This is a genomic window from Mesorhizobium sp. L2C066B000, from assembly GCF_000502335.1.
GTDB lineage: Bacteria > Pseudomonadota > Alphaproteobacteria > Rhizobiales > Rhizobiaceae > Mesorhizobium.
Window position 1 is genome coordinate 1 of record NZ_AYWZ01000003.1, and the last position, 20,447, is coordinate 20,447.

The following is a 20,447-nucleotide window of genomic DNA, read 5'->3' on the forward strand; positions in this document are numbered from 1 at the left end:
GCCGAAGCATTGGGCGTGACGCCGGACCCGGCAGCGGTTCGGGCCGCCGATCTGGCGGCCGAGCAGCCGGCGATGGACGCCGCCGCATTCGGCCCGCCGCCTGCAGGCCTGACCGACGACGAAGCCGCTAGGATGGCCGCCCAGGGCCTGCGCGCGGCCGAATTGCCGGATGACATGCGCTCGTCGGCGATCGACCGCATTGTTGAAGGCCGAAAGGCCCGCGAGCCAATCCGGACGGCCGTAACGCCAGCGGGCGAGGCAATTCCGATTTCCGCCGGAGACCTGCCCGAGCTTGGCCTGGTCGTTGCCAATCGTTACGAGGACGGAAATCTTTACATCGGAAAGCCGGGCGAGCCGCATTTCGCGGTCGATGACCGCTATCCGCATTCGCTGCGCGGTGATCCGGTTACCACGGGCTTTGTGACGCCGGACGGTCAATTTCTTGATCGCGTCGAGGCGCTCGCCTGGGTCAATGCCAACGAAAAAAAGATCAAGCCTTCCTCGAACATGGTCGGCGAACTGGACGCTCTGGACTATCGCGAGCAGGTTCCCGATGGCAAAAAGAAGGGGGTGACCGTGCAGCCGGCGGAAGTTCAAAATCCGCCTTCCTTTCTGGCAAAATTGAGCCCGGAAAATCGCGCGGCTTTTCAAGCCTCATCCGATGTTAACAAGGATGTCGCCCTCCGTCTGGGGAGGAAAATCGACGAACTGACAGCTTCCGGCAGCGACCGGGCAAGTCAACTCTCGGAAAAGCTCGGTGATATCCTCGAAGCAATGAACCTTGCTCCCGAGCCGATCTTTGTGCGCGACGGAGCGCCTGCGCCCGAGCCGGCGACGGCCGAGGCGGGCGAGGTCGCCGCGCTCGCACTGACCGAAGCGCGCCGGCCGACTGCTGGTGAGGCAAAGCCGGTCAACCTCGAAAGCACCAAGAAGCTGTCCGTCTGGGATGCGATGCCGGCGGCCAAGGCTGCCGACGGCGACATTTTACACGCCACCCACGAAACGATGATTGCCGATGCCGACAGGACCGAATTTTTCGGCGACCTGATCGCGGCTTGCAAGGATTGAAACCATGGAAAAGATCGAACACGGGTATCAAGTCTATAAGCCGACCGCAAAAGAGAGATTTTGGAACGCGCTGGGGTTTGGTCTTGCGAGCGTTCCACGTCCCGATGATGATCCGGCTTTCGCTGAAGGCTGGGCGGTAACCACCATAGTCACGCACTTTGATTGGCGTGACCGGCTGCGAATTGTAATCAGCGGCAAAGTCCAGACAAAGGTTAGTCTGAAAACTGACGTGCCAGTTGCTCGCGCCAAGACTTACGCCGAAACACGTGTGATGCCGCCATGGGCCTGAAAGACTGCCTGATATCCGCCGTCGAGCAGAAGGCGATCACGCGCGAGGAAGCTTCGTTCCTCGCCGACGAATTCGATGAACGCTTTGCTCAAGCTCGGCTTTCCATGGGCGACGATCTGGCCAAGGCGAAGGCGCGCAAGGATCTGGAAATCCAGCTGAAGGCGGAAGCGGCCGAAGCGCGCCGGCGGGCCGACCTGACCGAGGCGCGCCGCTTGGGCGTCAAGGGTTTCCTGCAGGGCTATCGCGGCCGCGACGGCAAGGCCAACGTGTTCGAAGCCGCCATGGCGCTGCTGTCGCACTACGGTTTTCGCGGCGAATCGAGCGTACGCGGCAAGACCGAAGCCATCATCATCGGCGCGCAAAAGAACCTCGACAAGGTGATGTTCTCCTTCGAGCGCAAGGGCCTGCTGGGCAAGCGCGCCAACAAGGCGCTGCAAAGCGACGTGGTCAAGGAGCTGCACGGCGAGGCCGCCGGCGACGCCACGGCCAAGCAGCTGGCACGGGCGATTTCCAGCGTGTTCGAAGATCTTCGCCAGCGCTTCAACGCCGCCGGCGGCGCGATCGGCAAGCTCGACAATTTCGGCCTGCCGCACGATCACAACCGGCTGAAGGTCAAGGCCGCCGGCCGCGATGCCTGGAAGGCTGAAATCACCGAATTGCTCGACCCCAGCCGGATGACCAACCCGCTGACCGGCCAGCCGCTTTCCGCCGGCGGGCTCGACCAGGCGCTTGACCATGTCTGGGAATCCATCGTTTCGAATGGCCGCGCGCATCTGCAGCCGTCCATGGTGCGTCGCGGGCAGGGCGCCATTGCCTCGCAACGGCAGGAGGAACGTTTCCTCACCTTCCGCGACGCCGCCAGCTGGGAAGCCTACAACGCGAAATACGGCAAGGGCGATATCGTCCAGGCGATCTTCGGCCACATCAACGGCATGGCCCGCGACATCGCGGCGATGGAAGTGCTGGGGCCGAACCCGACCGCCATGGTCGAGTATATGAAACAGGCGGTGGCGCACGAGATCGGCAAGCTGGAAACCGGCAAGCCGACGCTGGCCAAGGGTGCCACCATCTTCAAAGACAGCCAGGCGGCGGTCGCGGCGCACCGCATCGACAGCCTGTGGCAGAACATGCGCGGCCGGCCGGAAGTCGCCAGCGGCGCGGCACTCACCACGTCGAACATCAAGAACGTGATGACCAGCGCCCAACTCGGTAGCACCGTCATCCTTGCCGCTACGACCGACCCGTTCGTGTCGCGCGCCGCGCGCAAGCTGGCCGGACTGCCGCTGACCTCGACGATCGTCGACATGGTCAAGCTGATCGGCAAGGGCAATCGCGAGGAAATATTCTCGTCCGGCGTGATGTGGGAAGAATATCTGCACGTCATGAACGACGAACTGCGCTTTGCCGGGCCGGCGGTCGGCTCCAACTGGTCGCGCTGGCTTGCCGACCGCACCGTGTCGCTGACCGGCCTTTCGCCCTTGACCACGGGCCGCAAGCTCCTCGAGGCGCGCGCGTGGCAGAAGACGGTGGCCGACAATGCCGGCAAGACCTTCGGCCAGCTCGATGCGCGGTTTCGCACCGCGCTGGAAGGCTTTGGCGTGACGCCGGCGCATTGGGACATCTGGCGCCAGGCGAAAGACCCCGCCGGCTTCGTCACGCCGCGCCAGATCGAGCTGAATGGCGGCGCCGTGCAATATCTCGACATGCGCACGGCCGCGCCGCACCAGATCGCCGGCGAGGCCAAGGCGCTGGCGCATCGCGAGGCTGGCGAAAAGCTGTCGGAAGTCATCAACAGCTGGTCGGAGCGCTCGGTGCCGGCCGGCACGCCGAACAGCCGATCGCTGGTCACCGGGCTGGCCGAGCGCGGCTCGGTCGGCGGCGAGCTGCTGGATTTCCTGCTGCAGTACAAGAGTTTCGGCCTGTCGTTCACCGCCATGCAGCTGGAAGCCACGTTCGAAATGGCGGCACGGCGCGGCGGCGGCAAGGGTTTTCGGTCGGGTGCGGCCTATTTCGCGCCGATGGCGATCATGCTGACCATGGGCGGCGCCGCCTATATCCAGATCAAGAGCCTGCTCGACGCCAAGAAGCCGGAGGATATGAACCCGGCGACCAATCCCGGCTTCTGGCTGAAAGCCGGCCTGCAGGGGGGCGGCTTCGGCCTGTTCGGCGACTTCGTCAAATCGACCGAAAACCGCTTCGGCCAGTCGATACAGGAATCGCTGCTTGGGCCGGGCATCGCCTTTGTCGGCGACACGGCCGGGCTGACGCTCGGCAATGTGCAGGCGGCGATCGCCGGCGACAAGATCAATCCCGGCCGGCAGGTGCGCAAATATCTGCAGCGCTACACGCCGATCATCGCCTCCAACTGGCTGACGCGCGGCGTCTACAACCGCCTGGTGCTGGACAATCTGCAATGGCTGCTCGACCCCGACGCCGACAAGAGCTTCAAGGCGCAGATCGGCCTGGCGAAAAAGAACGGCACGCCCTACATCGTCAAACCCGGTCAGCTGACGCCGCTGGGCCGCTGACCATTTGACGCTTGCCGCCGCGAGTCATCCTGCAGCCTCAACCATTGAGGATTGCAGATGGCCGCGACCCCATATCCGCTCCCGCGCGAAACCCGCGAATCCGCCATCCTTGTCGGCAACGGCACGGTCGGCCCTTATGGCCCGTCACTCTACAAGATCTTCGACACCGCCGATGTGAAGGTGTTCGCCAAGCTGCTGGGCGCGACCGTCTACAGCGATGTGACGGCGAATTGCACCATCGCCAAGGTCAACCCGGCCAACGCCTATGATTTCTTCACGGTAACGTTCAACGCGCCGGTGCTGGCGTCGACCAGCTGGTATCACCAGGCGCGCCGGACGGCCGAGCGATCGGTGGCGGTGACCAAGGCCGGCACGTTGGTTTCAAACGAGCTCGAAAAGGAGCTGTCCAAGCAGGCAAGCGTCGAAAGTGAAGTGCGCCGCGACCTTGACCGCGCCTATGCCGCGCAACCGGGCAGCGATCCGGGCTTCGTTATTCCGGGCGCCGCCGGCGATCTGATGATGTCTGATGCCAGCGGCAACCTGGTCAGCTCCGGCGAAAACGTCACGGCCATTGTCGGTTCGACGGCCACAGCTGTGGCAGCGGCAGCTGCGGCCGCCACGCAAGCCGGCATTGCAACAACCAAGGCTGGGGAGGCCGCGGCCTCGGCTGGCATACTGGCGTCTCTGGTGGCGGGCTTTGCCGCCCTGTGGACCACTGTTCTGCAAACTGCGACCTTCGCGGAAGCATGGATGGTGCTGAAGCTAAACGGCTCGCTGTCGACCCGGGCGCTTATCAAGGCCTTGGTGCCTCAAGTGGGCATGTCCGTCCTCCTCACCGAGGCCGGGCGCGTCGGCAATTTCGTCTGGACCCTCGGCGACTTCACAGCTCGGATCGCGGACGACACGCAGGAAGGAATGTTCCTCAAGGCGAACAGCATCGCAGCCGGCGTCGGCGCCTGGGTTCGCAGTTTTGAAATTCTTAATGTGGAAATGTTCGGTGCATCACTTGCAGCATCGCCTGCGGCGAATAAGGCGGCAATTCAAGCCGCCGTCATCATGGCGCAGAAGTACGTCGGTGAGCTTTTTTTCCGCGAACTCTATGGGACCGATGGTCCCGTTACCCTTTCCAACACGATCAAAGTCTACGGTCGTCAAGCGAAGCAGTCCGGCCTGTCTAGCAGTGTTGGCGCGGCTTTTAGCATCGTTCCGGACACTGGCATCGCTAATAACAACACATGGTGGGACTTCCGCAGCCTCTCCATCATCGCCACGCAGGCCGGCCACTACGGCGTGGAATACGCGTCGGGAGGTGCGGAGTATCTTTCAAACTTTACCGTCGACGGTGTATTCGCATCCGGCCCGGCTGGCAGCATGGTGTTTGACAGTACCGGTTCAACAGTCGGAATTTTCTCTTGTACGCTTCGTCGCAACTGGCTGAACAACGGGATCGTAATCAAAGACGGTGGCGATAGCATCATCATAGAGGAAAACACGATAAACGGCACAGGTATAGGTATTCTCATTCAAAACCTGAAGACCGGCGCGCGCCAATGCACGATAAAGAATAATAACATCACCACACGTTCTGAATGCGTCTATTTGCTCAACGCTCACGGCACGCACATCGAAGAAAACTGGATGGAGACGCCGTCTTATCTTGGAAGTTATACAGGAACGACAGGCGCGCTACTGTTCGCGCAAGCCTGTGATGATCTAAAGATTACAAGGAATACGATCCAGCCTCTCGACGAAGTTGGCGGCGGGTTCGTCGGCGCGGATTGGTGCATGTTCCTTGGCACCTCGGGCGACCGCAGTGTGATTGACCACAATGATCTTGCGGACGGTGTGCTCGGTCATGTCAAGGCAAATGGACAGACCAATCTTGAGATAGGCTCGCGCGGCAGACTGGCGGCTGGCGAGACAAGCATGGTGCTTTCAATTGACGCAACCACCAAAGCGTCGATCCGTAATAATTGGGCTGTGCCGCGTTGTAAAACCACACGTTCAGCCGACCAAGCCGGTGTAGTTAGCGCGACTTGGACAAAAGTCGTTCTGAACGTCGAAAGTCAAGACGTTGGCGGGTACTTCGATGAAGTGACAAATAACCGGTGGACGCCGCCTAAAGGACGAATTGCTATCTCGGCAGCAATGCGGTTCAGCGCCGGTTTGCAGGATCAACAGACTTACGCTTGCTCGATTTACAAGAACGGCGTGATTTATCAGGTCGGCGCTTTCTTCCATTCGAGCGGAACTGCCGTCATAGACCCCACAATAATGATGTACGACGACGCCAGCGGCACCGATTACTATGAACTCTGGTGTTATGGGGTATCTGCAGGCACTCTCACCATTCAAGGTAACGTTGCCTTCACATGGTTTGAAGGGCAATGGCTCGGTCCCATCGCCTAAAAGCTAGAAGGAAGCCGGCAGGCTTCCGTCAGTCGTCCTTCACCAGGACCTCGCCGTCAAACATGACGGGCGCTCCATTGACGAAGGCCTGCCAAACCTTCCGGTCTCTGCGCCCGCCGTCGCCTCGATAGACAAGAACCTTGTTCCTGCGCCAAGACCATGCCGCCGTGATGAACGAAAGTGCCGACCGGAAGAGCATTGTCGAAGACCTGATGATTTAGAGCAATAAATCCAAACAAATCTTTAGGCCGCAGCAGTTCGGCATGCAAGAGCAGCGTCCCCACGCAATTGACGATTCCGCCTCGCGCCTATCCTGCCGGCAACCATAGGAGGTTTTTCGGCATGGCAAAGGGCAAGGCACAGGATCTGTTTCGTTCGAAGGCGCCGTGGATCATGGCGTTGCTGATGCGCGATTTCAAAATTGCCGTTGACGACGCGGCCGCGATCGTCGGCAATCTCGGCCATGAGAGCGGCGGCTTTGCCTCGCTACAGGAAACCAAGCCGACCGTGCCCAGCTCGCGCGGCGGCTTCGGCTGGGCGCAGTGGACCGGCCCGCGCCGGCGCAGCTATGAGGCGTATTGCAAGCGCAATGCCCTCGACCCCGCCGGCGACCAGGCCAATTATGGTTTTCTGTTTTCCGAGCTTAAGGGCTCCGATCGCGGCGCCATCGCCAAGCTGCAGGCGGCCAAGGGCCTGGCCGGCAAGGTCAAGGCGTTCGAGCTGGTCTATGAGCGGGCCGGCGTGAAGCACTATGCCAGCCGCAACCAGTGGGCGGCGATCGCGCTCGAAGCATGGAACGACGCCGGCGCGGCACCCACGCTGCCCGCCTGGGCGCTGCCGCCGAAGAAGGATGCGCCGCCGCTGAAGCCTGCGCCGAAGCCGCCGGCCACGCCGCCGGCGCCTGCGGTGGTGGAAAAGAAAGTCGTCGCCGATCCCGGCGAGCTGCACACGCCGGTGACCAAGTCGAAGACATTCTGGACGTGGCTGCTGACCGCGATCGGCGCGCCGGTCGCCGCCTTTGGCAATCTCGACTGGCGCGTGCAGCTGGCGATCGTCGGCGTGATCGTCGCCTTTGCCGCCTACGGCATCACCAGGCGCGCCCAGCTGGCCCAGGCGGTACGCGACCTCAAGGCCGAACTCGAATGATCTGGCTCGGCACAGCCTTCAGCCTGGGCCTGCCGGCGATACTGAAGGCGCTGGGAGCGCTTTGGCGGTTCGCGATGACGCCGTTGGGCCGCGTCATCCTGCTTGCCCTGCTGGTGGCCGTCCTTGTGGCCGGCAGCTACCTTTACGGCCGCCGCGATGGCCGCGCTGCACTCGCCGCCGAGCTGGCCGGCGACCGCATCACAATCCTTAAGGACGGAAAGGCGATCGACAATGAAGTGCTTGCCGCTGATGATCCTGCTTTGTGCGCTCTGCTCGGTGGCTGCCTGCAGCCCGACGCTGACTAGCCCCTGCGACGTGCTGGTGAGCATGCAACCAAAGCCGGCGACGAATTCTTATATCGTCGCCAATGACCGCAGCTTCGCCGTCGCCGTGGCGCAGCATCGCGGCCGCTTCCAGAAGTATCGGTGCAGCTGATGACCGCCAGCCTCAACGAGATCTACGACCGGCTGGGCCGCCTGACCGCGACCCTCGAAGGCGTGTCCGAGCATCTTGAGAGGCAGGACAGAAAGAGCGAGGCGAGCCGGGGCACGATGCACAAGCGGCTCGATGATATCGCCCTGCGGGTCGGCTACCTCGAAAGCGATATGGGCGCGGTGAAGACGACAACCACCGACATGAAAGTGGTCACCGACGAGGTGGTGGAATGGAAGCAGCGCGGCATGGGCGCGCTGGGCGTGATCGGAATAGGCGGTGCTGTCCTGGGCGGCGCGACCGTCTGGTTTTGGGGCCAGATACTGCAGGCGCTGCGCGGCTAGAAGCGTGCGACTTTCGCGCGGCCGATTTTGTAAGTGGTTGATTTTGCTGAATTACTGACGAACTTTTAATCAGTAGGTCATGGGTTCGAATCCCATCGCGCTCACCAGCAAAAATCAAGCAAGATCAAATATTTAGTTTGGATTACCACCTCCCCGTTTCTGGCTCGTTTCAATGAGGGGTAACGCCAGGGGTAACCTGTGATGTTCCGACATTCGGGTATTCGAAACGGTGAGAATCGCAACATCGTAGAATCCATTCTGCGCGGCGACTCGTTACCCTCTGTTCATACCTAGTTGAACAAGGAGCGATTCCGTGACTGATAGTTCTGATCGTTTGCTTCCCGCCCACGAGATGAAAACTCGCGTAGGCGGTGTAAGCGACATGACCATTTGGCGATGGCTTCGAAAGCCCGGTCTAGGCTTTCCGCGGCCGGTCAACATCAACGGCCGCAACTACTGGCCGGAAGCCGAACTCGCCGCATTCATAGAGAGCCGTCGTGTCCGCTCCTGAAGCGCGACCTTTCTATTATCGAATTCAGGCGGTGCAGCTTTGATCCTAGATTGCGAAAATCGTGGCGGCGAGCGAGTCGCGGCGCCTGCTAGTGCGCCAGACGAGCGTTTGCGTTTTGCAAACGCTTTGCCGCCTAGCGACGATAAAAAGATTCTGGAATTCATCGAAGCGATGCGCTCCGCTGGCGTCCATATCGACACCGCTAACGCGCGCGGCTCACCCCATCCGATAGCGGACGGCAAGATCCACCGCGCCAACGCCCAGGGAAAAGCGAAGTCCAGGAATCAACACGTTTGGTATGTGTTGCATCTGGACTTCCCAGCCTCCGGCGCCTTCGGCGACTTGCAAACGGGCGTGCAAGATACCTGGACCGAAAAGCAGCCCTCGGCGATGACAGCGGCGGAACGTTCCGCCCTGAAACAGCGCATGATCGATACGCAGTGCCAACGGGACGAAGAGCGCGCCGCGTTGAATGCTGCAGCTGCTGCTGCCGCCGCTCTAATAATGGCGGAAACAGATAAGGCGCCTGCATCGCATCCTTACCTCGCGCGAAAGGGCCTGCCGTCGTTCGCTGGTCTTCGCAGGCTCAAGAAGGATGTTCGCTACACGATCGATCCCGAGGAAGCGCCGCGTACCGCTCGAGCAGGTTCGCTTGTTGTGCGCCTCTATACTCCGACTTCCGAGCTTGTGGGTGCCCAGCTTATAAGCGATGACGGCACAAAACGCTTTCTCAAGGGCACCGCAAAAGAGGGCAACTACCATCCTATCGGCAAGCGGCCCGAAGATCCTGACGCCGAATTCATCATTGCCATAGCCGAGGGCTACAGCACTGGCGCCCGCGTCCACCAAGCGACCGAGTACCTAACCATTGTCGCCTTCGATGCCGGAAACCTAGCTCCGGTGTCGAAGGCAATACGGAAGAAGTTCCCGAAGGCTCGCTTGTTCTTCGCGGCGGATAATGACCGGTTCACGGCAATGCCGGACGGCAGAATGAATCCCGGCCGCACTAAAGCGGAAGAAGCGGCCGCCGAGGTCGACGGCCTCGTCGCTTATCCCGAATTTGACGACCACGAAACCGAGCTTACCGACTTCGATGACCTTGCCCGCAAGAGCGGCGTTGACCGAGTCCGCGAAGTTATTGACGAGGTGCTGCTTCGGAAGCCTGTTGCCGAGGAGAGCAACATGCCGCTCCTTGCTGGCAATTACGATGAAGTCGACCATGACCCCGTCGCTGTTGGTCACGCTGGTGAGGTAGCTCCGCGAGCCTTAGGCCATGACAACGGCACCTGCTTCTATTGGTGTCCGCGGCGAGGTCAGATCGCGTCCATCTCCATGGCGGGTCATTCGAAGCAGGCTCTCCTGTCCATGGCGCCACTCGCTCATTGGGAACTTCTGCATCCGGCGAAGGGCGGCTGCGACTGGGATGCCGCCGCCAATGAGATGCTTCGTAGATGCGAGAATGAAGGCGTCTTCGATCCTTCGCGCAAGGTGGGCCGAGGAGTAATCATCGACAAAGGTCGAGTCGTTGCGCATGTTGGCGACCGCTTGATCGTGGACGGCAATGAGACCGAGCTAAATCTGGCAGATTCGCACTGGATCTACCAAAAGCGCACTCGTATCAACGTGCGCAAACTCACGGCACTTTCCACGCCCGACACGAAGCGTCTGGACGCGCTTCTTACCAAGCTGGGCTGGGTCACATCCGAAATGGGCAGGTTGTTTGGCGGTTGGCTGGCGATCGCCCCAATCTGTGGCGCGCTGACGTTCAGACCTCACGTTTGGATCACCGGTGAGCGCGGTTCTGGCAAGTCGACCGTTATGGATGCCGTAGCCGGACGCTTGCTTGAAAGCGTCTCGATAAGAGTACAAGGCGATACGACAGAAGCCGGCGTGAGGCAGGCGCTCAAAGACGATTTGCTGCCCGTCTTGTTCGATGAGTTTGAGGCCAAGACTGAAGATGATCGAAGGCGGATCAGCAAAATAATTGGGCTGGCCCGTCAAGCTTTCTCGTCCAACGGCGCGCCAATCATTAAGGGCGGCGCCGGGGGCGAAAGCGTGGCTTATCGAGTTCGCTCAGCCTTCCTGTTTGCCAGTATCGATAAATCGATGACGTTGCCTGCGGACGACAGTCGGATCGTGACACTTGAGCTTCGCGGGCCCGATCCCAATGCCAACGAGGCAGCGAGGCGTCTTCGTGCGGACTCTTTCGCTCAACTGCAAAGGGAGATGGACAGCCTTCTAGCTGGTGATTTTTGCCAAAGGTTTTTCATGCGGTCCCTTAGTCTTGTGCCGATCATAAACAAGAATGCCGAAACCTTCGCGCGCGCTATCGCAAAGAGGACTGGCAAACAGCGCTTAGGCGACACATTGGCAGCTCCGCTGGCCGGCTGGTTGAGTCTTCATCACGATGGCCTGATTTCTGAGGAAACCGCTGCGGAGCGCGTGCAATCATGGAAGTGGCTAGGCGAGGCAATTGAGCGCGGCAATACCCACGCCGATCATGACGCTGCGATGGTTCACCTGATGCAAAGCGCCCTCATATTGGACGGCGGCGTCCGCCGAACAGTCAGCGAAATGATCGCTAGGGTCGTGGATGGGGATGTCGATTTCGCGCCGTCCTACAACCAAGCTTTGTTGCGTCATGGTCTGAAGGTGGAGGTACCGGAAGAGCCTGGCGCCGGCGCGACACTACTGGTTTCGAATACGCACCCAGCCATCAAGACAATCTTCCAAGGCATGCCGTTTCATCAGGGAACACTTAAACAGCACCCTGCGGTGAAGCCTCATGAAAAGACAGTTCGCTTCGAGGGGAGGGACAAGGTCAGGTGCCTACGCATTGACCTTGATGCATATGGAGAAGGCCAAGATGACTGATTCGATTGCTGTCCCACGCCTCGACCCCGGTTGCGTCCCCAACCCAAGTCATTGGAATGTTACAGGAAAGCTGCAAGTGGGGACGCAGGGACACTCTTTTCCTGGAAAGAGATGCCTATACGTGACTTCGCTATCTGCGGCATCTACGATCGAGAAGCAGATAGTTTCGCCGCTTCTGTCTATGTATAGGGCGTCCCCGACGTCCCCCTTTATCTATCTATCAGAATTATATAATAATAATAATAAGTTAGGTCGGGGACGGCACCGGGGACAATACTGGGGACTGAAAGTTGGCTTGTCCCCAGAGGAAGATGGCCCCAATGCCTGATCGTGCGAACCCGAACCACCTATCGTACGGCCAGTCTCTTATGCCGCCGCCGACGCGGGATGACATCGAGCACGCGCAGGCGATTATTCAGAAATTCGCCCGACACTTCGTTGGAACAGGCGAGGGCAGAACTTTTGCGGAGTGCGCGAAGCTTCTGTCAAAACTCGATATCAACCCTAAGAGCTGCGCGGCAAGGCAACGTGGATATCGACTTCGTCGACTGAGAACCGACGAGTCTCGTTACGCTGCACGCGCTGGTTTTCAAATCTTCGCTCGTGCATTTTTGGAGGATGCCTGGCGCTACGAAGCGCACCGCAGCCAATACGACGACATCGAGACGGGCGCCCGCTTCGAGTATTTCCCAAATCGTTCACCTCTACGGCGACGAAGAACCTGACTTGCAGGACGCCATGCGTGACCTTGGGAAATAGCGGGTCCTTCCCCCTGGGTGCCATGGTGAGGGGAGCGCTGCATGGCAAGAACTCAGTAGCGACAGGATGTGTGAAAAGCATGCCTTCACTACGCGCAATGAATATATCTGCCAGGCCAACAAGCTGAAACCCATAGTAGCTGGCTCTTTTGATATGCGCGCATCGTTTTCAACTTTCCGGTCTGAATGAGTTTACAGAACCATGTCTACTTCGCGCCTCATGACAGTCAGTCCCACGGTTCAGTCCATTCATCAAAAGCGGGCGTCGACAAACGGCCAGCCCTCAGGCTGTTATCTTCGCGGCAAATGCCCAGCTGGGCCGAATGGATGAGGCGCGACGATACCAGGCAAAATTCTGGGCACTCGCGCCGGACGTCACGAGTCCTCGCAGCGCAGGCCGATCTTTCCCGCTGCATGTTCCTGCACGCGTTCGGAAACGCAGATCCTGCCAGGCTCGGCGATCCTATCCAGACGCGGCGATGTTGACCCCCGCGCCCAAGACGTGACCGTCCTGTTCGATGATGTCGCCGACGATCTTGCTGCTCGCTTGGCAATACAGGGATCGAGGTGGTCACGATGGCTGTTCAAGCGCTCGAGGGCACCTTCTTCGTCAGCGCCCATCAGTTGACTGTACCCGGCGAGGTCAGCCGCAAGGATCGCCGAGAGCTTGCGCTCGACCCGAACGATTTCCATCCAGTCCCTCTGCAAGGCGTCAGGATCATATTTGCCCAGGTCAAGCGATCCAAGTCCGCTCTTCCGGTTTTCTTTGGGATCGCGTCAACCATGTCGGGCGCACCCGTTCGTACGGAGCAACTGGCGCTCCGCACGAGGGACAGGGCAACTCACTGGTGACTGGGTGCGTGCCTGACGAAGCTCTTCGTTTCGGCTGAGATAAATGCTCTCACTTACGGAACATCGCAGGTTCGTCGAAGTTGGAAAGCTACGGAGGACGTGCACATGAACAGTGTAATCTATCTTATCGGCCTTATCGTCGTCGTGCTCGCGGTCCTCTCCTTCCTCGGTTTTCACTAGGTGGCCTCATGCAGCATGAGAAGGATCAGGGCGGACAGCCCACCGATTTCGACAAGGCGAAAAGCGACGTCTCCGAAAGACTTCGCCAGGAAAATGAGCGTGCCAGCGAGTTGCTTCACGACGCGCGGGACGAGGTGACCCGTAAGGCTGGCGACTATGCATCTGAAGCCACGCAGGTCATCTCCGACAAGGCGGAGGAGGCGCAGCGCGACATCGGATCGAGCTTGGCGGCGTTGGGTGGTGCACTGCGAGCGGCCAGCGATCACCTTGCCAGCAACGATGAAAGGAACGCATCGAAGTTCGCTTTGGATGCTGCCAGTGGCCTTGAGCGGCTTTCATCGTCCTTGAAACAGAAGCCCTTTAGCCAAGTCCTTGATGACGTGCAGTCCTTCGGCCGGCAAAATCCCGGTGTCCTGCTTGCGGGATCGGTGTTGGCCGGATTGGCTCTCGGGCGGTTCATCAAGGCTTCTCCGCCGGCAAGGCCCGATTCTGAGGCCGCTCCGGGAGGCCTCAAATCACACACCGATCAGCCACAGGGTTGGTCCGCTGATCGTCCACAAGATTTTGGCGTGGTCGGCGATGATGGGGCCACGCAGATCGCGGAGCAGGACAGATGAACAACCAGGACAATCCCAGCCTTGCCGGGCTAGTCACCGATTTGGCCCAGAATGTCACCACTCTGGTGCAAACNCCGCTGATCGTCCACAAGATTTTGGCGTGGTCGGCGATGATGGGGCCACGCAGATCGCGGAGCAGGACAGATGAATAACCAGGACAATCCCAGCCTTGCCGGGCTAGTCACCGATTTGGCCCAGAATGTCACCACTCTGGTGCAAACCGAGGCGAGGCTGTTTCGGGCCGAGCTCTCTGAAAAGCTTACCAAAGCCGGAGCAGGTGCCGCGGAAGTGCTGGGCGGCGCGATTTGCCTGCTCGCCGCGCTCTTGGTGTTGCTGCAGGCGCTCATTATCGCACTGACGCGGGCAGGGCTTGGCGCGGGGTGGTCTTCCCTGCTGGTCGGTGTGGTCGTGGCGGTCCTCGGCGTCATCCTGCTGCGGACCGGGACGGCCAGCATGGCGCCTTCGGAACTTACCCCCGACCGGACCCAGGGACAGCTNCGTCATCCTGCTGCGGACCGGGACGGCCAGCATGGCGCCTTCGGAACTTACCCCCGACCGGACCCAGGGACAGCTGAAGCGCGACGCGAGCGCGATTAAGGAACAGGTGAGATGAAAGAGAAATCCGCAGCCGAACTTGAACGCGAGGCCGAGGCGGCTCGCGCCCGGGTGATGGAGACCGCCGAATCCATTCGAGGCAAGATGACGCCGGGACAATTGCTGGATGAGTTCACCGGGCTGTTCTCGGGAGGGGAGAGCGCGGCCATGCTCAGCAATCTCAGAACNCGTCATCCTGCTGCGGACCGGGACGGCCAGCATGGCGCCTTCGGAACTTACCCCCGACCGGACCCAGGGACAGCTCAAGCGCGACGCGAGCGCGATTAAGGAACAGGTGAGATGAACGAGAAATCCGCAGGCGAACTTGAACGCGAGGCCGAGGCTGCTCGCGCTCGGGTGATGGAGACCGCCGAATCCATTCGAGGCAAGATGACGCCTGGACAATTGCTGGATGAGTTCACCGGGCTGTTCTCGGGAGGGGAGAGCGCGGCCATGCTCAGCAATCTCAGAACGCAGGTCCGAGACAATCCTTTGCCGGTCACCATGGTGGGCGCAGGTCTGGCCTGGCTGATGTTCGGCAGCGGTGCCTCAAACACCGCCCACCGTTCGGCTGGCTATCCATTGCCTTCAGCGCCGGGACGACATGATGTAGCAGGGGAGCGCGGCGGTTTGGGCGGCACGCTCTCCGACGCCGCGGAATCGCTCTCCTCGAGCGCTACCAGCGTCGGCGACACCATATCGAGCACCGCAAGAGCCGCTGCGGCGGGTCTGACGGGAAGCGCTGCCAATGCAANGGACAATTGCTGGATGAGTTCACCGGGCTGTTCTCGGGAGGGGAGAGCGCGGCCATGCTCAGCAATCTCAGAACGCAGGTCCGAGACAATCCTTTGCCGGTCACCATGGTAGGCGCAGGTCTGGCCTGGCTGATGTTCGGCAGCGGTACCTCAAACACCGCCCACCGTTCGGCTGGCTATCCATTGCCTTCAGCGCCGGGACGACATGATGTAGCAGGGGAGCGCGGCGGCTTGGGCGGCACGCTCTCCGACGCCGCGGAATCGCTCTCCTCGAGCGCTGCCAGCGTCGGCGACACCATATCGAGCACCGCAAGAGCCGCTGCGGCGGGTCTGACGGGAAGCGCTGCCAATGCAAGCTCGACGACTGGGGACATGGCGGCGAAAGCCAGCCGCTCCGCGCAAGATCTGTTGGAGGACCAACCCTTGGCCGTAGCGGCCGTCGGTCTCGCCATCGGCGCCGCTATAGGTGCAATGCTGCCCCATACCGCAACGGAGGACGAGCAACTAGGCGCCTATGGCGACAAGCTTCGCGATTCCGCCGAAACTTTGCTCAATAGGGGCCTCGATGAGGCCAAGCAGGTCGCCGCCGAAGCCTATGAGACCATTAAGCAGGAAGCTGGCCGGCAAGATATGGAAGCAGACACGATAGCCGATCAGCTCGGCGAGATCGTGAAGTCCACAGCAGACAAGACCGAGCATGCCGTGNAAGCTGGCCGGCAAGATATGGAAGCAGACACGATAGCCGATCAGCTCGGCGAGATCGTGAAGTCCACAGCAGACAAGACCGAGCATGCCGTGCGCGAACGAATTTCCGATACGTCTCAGCGCCAAACCTAGCTTGATGATCCTGGATCAACGATAGCCGGCCTCTCCAGAAAGGGGCCGGTGTTGTCCGTCAAACGGTGACCCGCTCGAGTCACTTCAGAGCCGTGTGCGGACTGATGTCCCTTGCCGATAGTAATCCAGCGGATCAGGTTCTCTGGATTGTTGGCCAACCCGCCGCCGATAAGACGCGGTCAGCAAAACTGGCATCTAGGCGAGGACCGACATTGCACTTGAAGTTCGCAGACCGAGGATGCCGGTCCGCTCTGGGACGTAGGGCGACACCCCACTTCACCCCCCAGCCAGCCGCGGCAGCAGAAAAATCTCCGCCCCCGGCGGCAGTTCCTTCGACCACGTATCGCGATAGATCGTCCCGTCGATCGCCACCGCGATGCCCTTCTCGATCCAGGGCTCGATGCCGGGATACTGTTCAGCCAGTTTCCTGAACAGCTCCCTGATGTCCTTGGCCTCGACCTCGACCTTGCTCTGGCCGCCGGCGAGCTGGCCCAGCGCGCCCCAGAGCGTCACTTCGACCATTAGGGCAAGAACCTCATTTTTGCCCTAGCCTCCCCGTTCCGCCTCGATCGCGGCGAGGACCCTTGGCGGCGACATCGGGATGTGGGTCATGCGTACGCCGGCGGCGTTGGAGACCGCGTTGGCGATCGCCGCCAGCGGCGGCACGATCGAGGTTTCGCCGACGCCGCGCACGCCATAGGGGTGGTTGGGGTTGGGGATCTCGAGGATCTGCGTGTCGATCATCGGCAGGTCCGAGCAGACCGGGATGCGATAGTCGAGGAAGCCGGCATTCTGGAGGCGCCCGTCCTTGCCGTAGATATACTCCTCGTTGAGCGCCCAGCCGATGCCTTGCGCGGCGCCGCCCTGGTACTGGCCCTCGACATAGGTGGGGTGCACCGCCTTGCCGGCATCCTGGATCACCGTGTAGCGGATCACCCTGGTCGAGCCGGTATCGGGGTCGACCTCGATGTCGCATATATGGGTGGCGAAGGAGACGCCGGCGCCGTCGGCGACGAGCTCGCTGTGGCCGGCGATCGGCCCGCCGGTCTTGCCGGAAGCGGCGGCGATCTCCTTCAGCGACAGGGCTGCAAGGTTGCCGTATTTCTCGCCCTTGGCGATGGCGTGGCCGTTTTCCCAGACCACGTCGTCGACGGGGATGTCCCACGTCTGGGCGGCGCGCTCACGCAGGATCTTGATCGCGTTGCGGGCGGCCGAGATGGTCGCCATCGAGGACGAGAAGGTGCCGCGGCTGCCGTCGGTCATGTCGTTGTAGCCAAGCGAGGACGTGTCGGCGACCACCGCCTTGAGCTGGGCATAGTCGATGCCGAGCTCCTCCGCCGCTACCAGCGACAGCGACGCGCGCGAACCGCCAACGTCCACCGTGCCGACAGCCAGCGACACCGAGCCGTCCATGCCGATGTTCAGGTCCACGCAGGTCTGGCCACCGAAATTGAACCAGAAGCCGCAAGCCATGCCGCGGCCCTGGTTCTTGCCCAGCGGCGCCTTCATGTGCGGATGGTGCTTGGCCGCCTCCAGCGTCGGGCCGATGCCGATCGGGCCGTAGACAGGGCCATAGGAAGAGCGGGTGCCTTCCTGCGCGGCGTTCTTGATGCGGAACTCGACCGGGTCCATGCCGAGTTCCTTGGCCAGCTCATCCACAGCGCTTTCCACCGCGAACGCCGCCATCGGTGCGGAGGGTGCGCGATAGGCCGCGGTCTTCGGCCGGTTGACCAGCACTTCGAAGCCGACCGTCTTGACGTTATCGAGCTTGTAGCAGGCGAAGGCCGTCATGGCGCCGATCTCGGCCCATGTGCCGGCATAGGGGCCGCTGGTGTAGCGCAGCGTCGCTTCGGCGGCGGTGATGGTGCCGTCCTTGCGGGCGCCGATCTTGACGTCGATCGAGGTGGCGCTGGTCGGGCCCGAGGCGCGGAACACCTCGTCGCGAGTCATCACCAGCTTCACCGGCCGTCCTGCCTTGCGCGACAGAGCGAGTGCCACCGGCTCGGCCCAGACATGGGTCTTGCCGCCGAAGCCGCCGCCGATCTCCGAGGAGGTGACGCGCAGCTTCGAGGCTTCCAGCCCGAGCAGTTGCGCACAATGCTGGCGGTAGACGAAATGGCCCTGCGTGCAGACCCAGAGGTCGGCGGTGCCGTCGGACGAGACGCTCGCAACGCAGGCGTGCGGCTCGATATAGCCCTGATGCGTCTGTTCGGTCTTGAAGGAGCGCTCGACGATGACATCGGCGTGCCCAAAGCCCTGATGGACATCGCCATGGCCGAACTGGCTGCGCTTGGTGACGTTGGACGGCTTTACCGGCTTTTCCTCGAGACCCTCGGTGAAGATCGTGTCGTTGATCAACGGCGCGGTGTGCTTCATCGCCTCGTCGACATCGGTCACATGCGGCAACAGCTCGTACTCGACCTCGATGAGCTTCAGCGCCTGCCTGGCCGTGCGGGCATCGACGGCGGCGACCGCGGCCACGGCGTGGCCGTCATAGAGCGCCTTGCCGCGCGCCATGCAATTGCCGAGGACGTCGTACATGGCGGCATCGCCATCGGTGAGATCGGGCAGGTCGGCGGCGGTGATCACCGCTTTCACGCCGGCCAGCTTTTCCGCTTTCGAAGTGTCGATCTTGAGGATTCTGGCATGCGCATGCGGGCTGCGCAGGACACGCCCGACCAGCTGTCCCGCCATGTTGAAGTCGGCGCCGTAACGGGCGCGTCCGGTCACCTTGTCGACGCCGTCGGGACGGATAGGCCGCGTGCCGACGGAGGAGAATTTGCGGCCCGAAAAGCGTGGATCGAAGTTCATGCGTGCGCTCCCTTCATCACATTGGCCGCATCCTGGACCGCGCGCACGATCTTGTCGTAGCCGGTGCAGCGGCAGAGGTTGCCGGCGAGGCCGAAGCGGATTTCTTCCTCGGTAGGATCGGGGTTCTTGGCCAAAAGGTCCTTCGCCGCGATGAGGAAGCCCGGCGTGCAGATGCCGCATTGCAGCGCTGCATGCTCGAGGAACTTCTGCTGCAGCGGATGCAACTGATCGCCATGCGCCATGCCCTCGACGGTTTCGATATGCCGGCCTTCGGCTTCAGCGCCGAGCACAAGGCACGAGCAGACAAGCCGGTCGTCGAGGATGATCGAGCAGGCGCCGCAGTCGCCGGTGCCGCAGCCTTCCTTGGCGCCGGTCAGCCCGAGCCGGTCGCGCAGGACGTCGAGCAACGTCTCGTCGGGCTGGCAAAGGTATTCGACGTGATCGCCGTTGATTGTCGTTGAAACTGCTACACCGGCCATCATTTGCCTCCTGCGCGTGCGTAGGCGGTCGTCGCGGCCCGTCCGGCCAGCACGCCCGCAACTTTTCGTCTGAACTCGATGGTACCGCGCTTGTCGTCGATGGGGCGGCAGGCCCCAGCGCAGATCTTGGCGAGCCGCTCAAGTGCCGCCTCATCCAGCTTCCTGCCGATGAGAGCCTCGGCTGCTTCTTCCACCAGAAGCACGGTCGGGGCCGCGGCGCCCAGCGCGACGCGGGCGGCCGTGATGACGCCATGCTCGTCGAGCGACAGCTTCACGCCGGCGCTGACCACGGCGATGTCCATCTCGGTGCGCGGGATGAATCTGAGGTAGGCGTCGCCCGAACGCGGCGCGCGCTTGTCGAGCAGGATCGCCTCGACGATCTCACCCTTGGTGAGCGAGGTCTTGCCAGGCCCGATCGGCACAGCCTCGACCGGAATGGTGCGCTTGCCCGACGGACCGGCAACCACGGCCTTTGCGGCGGCGGCCACCAAGGCCGGGACGCTGTCGGCGGCCGGCGATGCGTTGCACAGATTGCCAACGATGGTGCAGCGGCCCTGGACCTGTTTCGAGCCGATCAGCTTCGACGCTTCGACGACACCGGGCCAGGCCTTCTTCAGAACCGAGCTCTCGCCCAGGACGGCGCAGGGGACGGTGGCGCCGATGCTGAAGCCGTCGGCCGTCTCCCTGATCTCGCTCAAGCCCTCGATCGCCTTGATGTCGACGATCAGGTCGGGATCGACAAACCCGCCCTTCATCCGAACGAGGAGGTCACTGCCTCCAGCGAGAATGGCTGATGTGCCGGAAGCGTCGGCCAGCAGGCCAACGGCGTCTTCGATTGAAAGCGGACGTATGTAACGCATCGTCTCCCCTTGGTGATGGTGATCTCGCCGACCGTTATAAACAGTCTCCTCATAATGACCATCCGGTTGCTGATTTCCAGCGATTGGGCCAGCACTGCGAGAG

At 61.5% G+C, this 20,447-nt stretch carries 17 protein-coding genes; 12 read left to right on the forward strand and 5 right to left on the reverse strand.

All coding sequences use genetic code 11. The features are described from left to right. The 4 genes from X733_RS1000000170170 to X733_RS155130 all read left to right on the forward strand — a co-directional run. Positions 1 to 1,068, forward strand: a 1,068-nt coding sequence (locus X733_RS1000000170170; RefSeq protein WP_032911053.1) for a hypothetical protein, incomplete at its 5' end; no start/stop codon positions are given. Positions 1,069 to 1,072: 4 nt separating this feature from the next. After that, positions 1,073 to 1,357 (forward strand): hypothetical protein, encoded by a 285-nt coding sequence (locus tag X733_RS0134425; RefSeq protein WP_031193186.1) that lies wholly within the window; start codon positions 1,073 to 1,075, stop codon positions 1,355 to 1,357. Next, the gene (locus tag X733_RS155135) at positions 1,348 to 3,885 is read left to right on the forward strand and encodes a hypothetical protein (RefSeq protein ID WP_023818383.1); all 2,538 of its coding nucleotides are present in this window, start codon (positions 1,348 to 1,350) and stop codon (positions 3,883 to 3,885) included. Before X733_RS0134425 ends, X733_RS155135 begins: the two co-directional genes overlap by 10 nt. A 57-nt stretch (positions 3,886 to 3,942) precedes the next feature. Then, positions 3,943 to 6,294 carry a right-handed parallel beta-helix repeat-containing protein gene (locus X733_RS155130; protein ID WP_023818384.1) on the forward strand — a complete coding sequence of 784 codons (2,352 nt, stop codon included), beginning with the start codon at positions 3,943 to 3,945 and terminating at the stop codon, positions 6,292 to 6,294. A gap of 56 nt (positions 6,295 to 6,350) precedes the next feature. On the opposite strand, the gene X733_RS1000000169465 is transcribed toward X733_RS155130, so the two are convergent. After that, complete coding sequence (locus X733_RS1000000169465) at positions 6,351 to 6,578, reverse strand: hypothetical protein (RefSeq protein ID WP_155924182.1); 228 nt, start codon at positions 6,576 to 6,578, stop codon at positions 6,351 to 6,353. Between the two features lie 58 nt (positions 6,579 to 6,636). Between X733_RS1000000169465 and X733_RS1000000167100 the strand changes: the two genes are divergently transcribed. The 8 genes from X733_RS1000000167100 to X733_RS155100 all read left to right on the forward strand — a co-directional run bounded on the left by X733_RS1000000167100 (position 6,637) and on the right by X733_RS155100 (position 14,605). Further along, the gene (locus X733_RS1000000167100) at positions 6,637 to 7,440 is read left to right on the forward strand and encodes a phage tail tip lysozyme (protein ID WP_023818386.1); all 804 of its coding nucleotides are present in this window, start codon (positions 6,637 to 6,639) and stop codon (positions 7,438 to 7,440) included. Continuing rightward, on the forward strand, positions 7,437 to 7,745 hold the full coding sequence (locus X733_RS155125) for a hypothetical protein (RefSeq protein ID WP_023818387.1): 309 nt from the start codon (positions 7,437 to 7,439) through the stop codon (positions 7,743 to 7,745). The genes X733_RS1000000167100 and X733_RS155125 overlap by 4 nt, the downstream gene beginning before the upstream one ends. A 129-nt stretch (positions 7,746 to 7,874) precedes the next feature. Next, positions 7,875 to 8,216 (forward strand): DUF1515 family protein, encoded by a 342-nt coding sequence (locus X733_RS155120; RefSeq protein ID WP_050588644.1) that lies wholly within the window; start codon positions 7,875 to 7,877, stop codon positions 8,214 to 8,216. 619 nt (positions 8,217 to 8,835) lie between these two features. Continuing rightward, complete coding sequence (locus X733_RS155115; protein WP_155924183.1) at positions 8,836 to 11,601, forward strand: toprim domain-containing protein; 2,766 nt, start codon at positions 8,836 to 8,838, stop codon at positions 11,599 to 11,601. Positions 11,602 to 11,921: 320 nt separating this feature from the next. Further along, positions 11,922 to 12,326 carry a hypothetical protein gene (locus tag X733_RS1000000169470; RefSeq protein WP_155924184.1) on the forward strand — a complete coding sequence of 135 codons (405 nt, stop codon included), beginning with the start codon at positions 11,922 to 11,924 and terminating at the stop codon, positions 12,324 to 12,326. A gap of 609 nt (positions 12,327 to 12,935) precedes the next feature. After that, a complete protein-coding gene (locus tag X733_RS155110) occupies positions 12,936 to 13,211 on the forward strand; it encodes a hypothetical protein (protein ID WP_023818389.1) in 276 nt (91 codons plus the stop codon). Positions 13,212 to 13,399: 188 nt separating this feature from the next. After that, positions 13,400 to 14,008, forward strand: a complete 609-nt coding sequence (locus X733_RS155105) for a hypothetical protein (RefSeq protein ID WP_023693627.1) — start codon at positions 13,400 to 13,402, stop codon at positions 14,006 to 14,008. A gap of 144 nt (positions 14,009 to 14,152) precedes the next feature. Then, on the forward strand, positions 14,153 to 14,605 hold the full coding sequence (locus tag X733_RS155100; RefSeq protein WP_023818391.1) for a phage holin family protein: 453 nt from the start codon (positions 14,153 to 14,155) through the stop codon (positions 14,603 to 14,605). Positions 14,606 to 16,470: 1,865 nt separating this feature from the next. Here the strand turns inward: X733_RS155100 and X733_RS155085 are convergent. From X733_RS155085 to X733_RS155070, 4 genes are read right to left on the reverse strand one after another with little or no spacing between them, the layout of a single operon-like run. Continuing rightward, the gene (locus tag X733_RS155085; RefSeq protein ID WP_023684042.1) at positions 16,471 to 16,716 is read right to left on the reverse strand and encodes a MoaD/ThiS family protein; all 246 of its coding nucleotides are present in this window, start codon (positions 16,714 to 16,716) and stop codon (positions 16,471 to 16,473) included. A 24-nt stretch (positions 16,717 to 16,740) separates the two neighbouring features. Further along, complete coding sequence (locus X733_RS155080) at positions 16,741 to 19,005, reverse strand: xanthine dehydrogenase family protein molybdopterin-binding subunit (RefSeq protein ID WP_023818394.1); 2,265 nt, start codon at positions 19,003 to 19,005, stop codon at positions 16,741 to 16,743. Further along, positions 19,002 to 19,484, reverse strand: a complete 483-nt coding sequence (locus tag X733_RS155075; RefSeq protein ID WP_023698464.1) for a (2Fe-2S)-binding protein — start codon at positions 19,482 to 19,484, stop codon at positions 19,002 to 19,004. Before X733_RS155075 ends, X733_RS155080 begins: the two co-directional genes overlap by 4 nt. Then, on the reverse strand, positions 19,484 to 20,344 hold the full coding sequence (locus X733_RS155070; RefSeq protein WP_023715051.1) for a xanthine dehydrogenase family protein subunit M: 861 nt from the start codon (positions 20,342 to 20,344) through the stop codon (positions 19,484 to 19,486). The genes X733_RS155075 and X733_RS155070 overlap by 1 nt, the downstream gene beginning before the upstream one ends. Positions 20,345 to 20,447 lie beyond the last annotated feature (103 nt).

Bases quoted from the DNA above. Each gene is read 5' to 3' on its own strand.
- X733_RS0134425 (WP_031193186.1), top strand. From the start codon at position 1,073: ATGGAAAAGATCGAACACGGGTATCAAGTCTATAAGCCGACCGCAAAA.
- X733_RS155135 (WP_023818383.1), top strand. From the start codon at position 1,348: ATGGGCCTGAAAGACTGCCTGATATCCGCCGTCGAGCAGAAGGCGATC.
- X733_RS155130 (WP_023818384.1), top strand. From the start codon at position 3,943: ATGGCCGCGACCCCATATCCGCTCCCGCGCGAAACCCGCGAATCCGCC.
- X733_RS1000000167100 (WP_023818386.1), top strand. From the start codon at position 6,637: ATGGCAAAGGGCAAGGCACAGGATCTGTTTCGTTCGAAGGCGCCGTGG.
- X733_RS155125 (WP_023818387.1), top strand. From the start codon at position 7,437: ATGATCTGGCTCGGCACAGCCTTCAGCCTGGGCCTGCCGGCGATACTG.
- X733_RS155120 (WP_050588644.1), top strand. From the start codon at position 7,875: ATGACCGCCAGCCTCAACGAGATCTACGACCGGCTGGGCCGCCTGACC.
- X733_RS1000000169470 (WP_155924184.1), top strand. From the start codon at position 11,922: ATGCCTGATCGTGCGAACCCGAACCACCTATCGTACGGCCAGTCTCTT.
- X733_RS155110 (WP_023818389.1), top strand. From the start codon at position 12,936: ATGGCTGTTCAAGCGCTCGAGGGCACCTTCTTCGTCAGCGCCCATCAG.
- X733_RS155105 (WP_023693627.1), top strand. From the start codon at position 13,400: ATGCAGCATGAGAAGGATCAGGGCGGACAGCCCACCGATTTCGACAAG.
- X733_RS155085 (WP_023684042.1), bottom strand. From the start codon at position 16,716: ATGGTCGAAGTGACGCTCTGGGGCGCGCTGGGCCAGCTCGCCGGCGGC.
- X733_RS155080 (WP_023818394.1), bottom strand. From the start codon at position 19,005: ATGAACTTCGATCCACGCTTTTCGGGCCGCAAATTCTCCTCCGTCGGC.
- X733_RS155075 (WP_023698464.1), bottom strand. From the start codon at position 19,484: ATGGCCGGTGTAGCAGTTTCAACGACAATCAACGGCGATCACGTCGAA.
- X733_RS155070 (WP_023715051.1), bottom strand. From the start codon at position 20,344: ATGCGTTACATACGTCCGCTTTCAATCGAAGACGCCGTTGGCCTGCTG.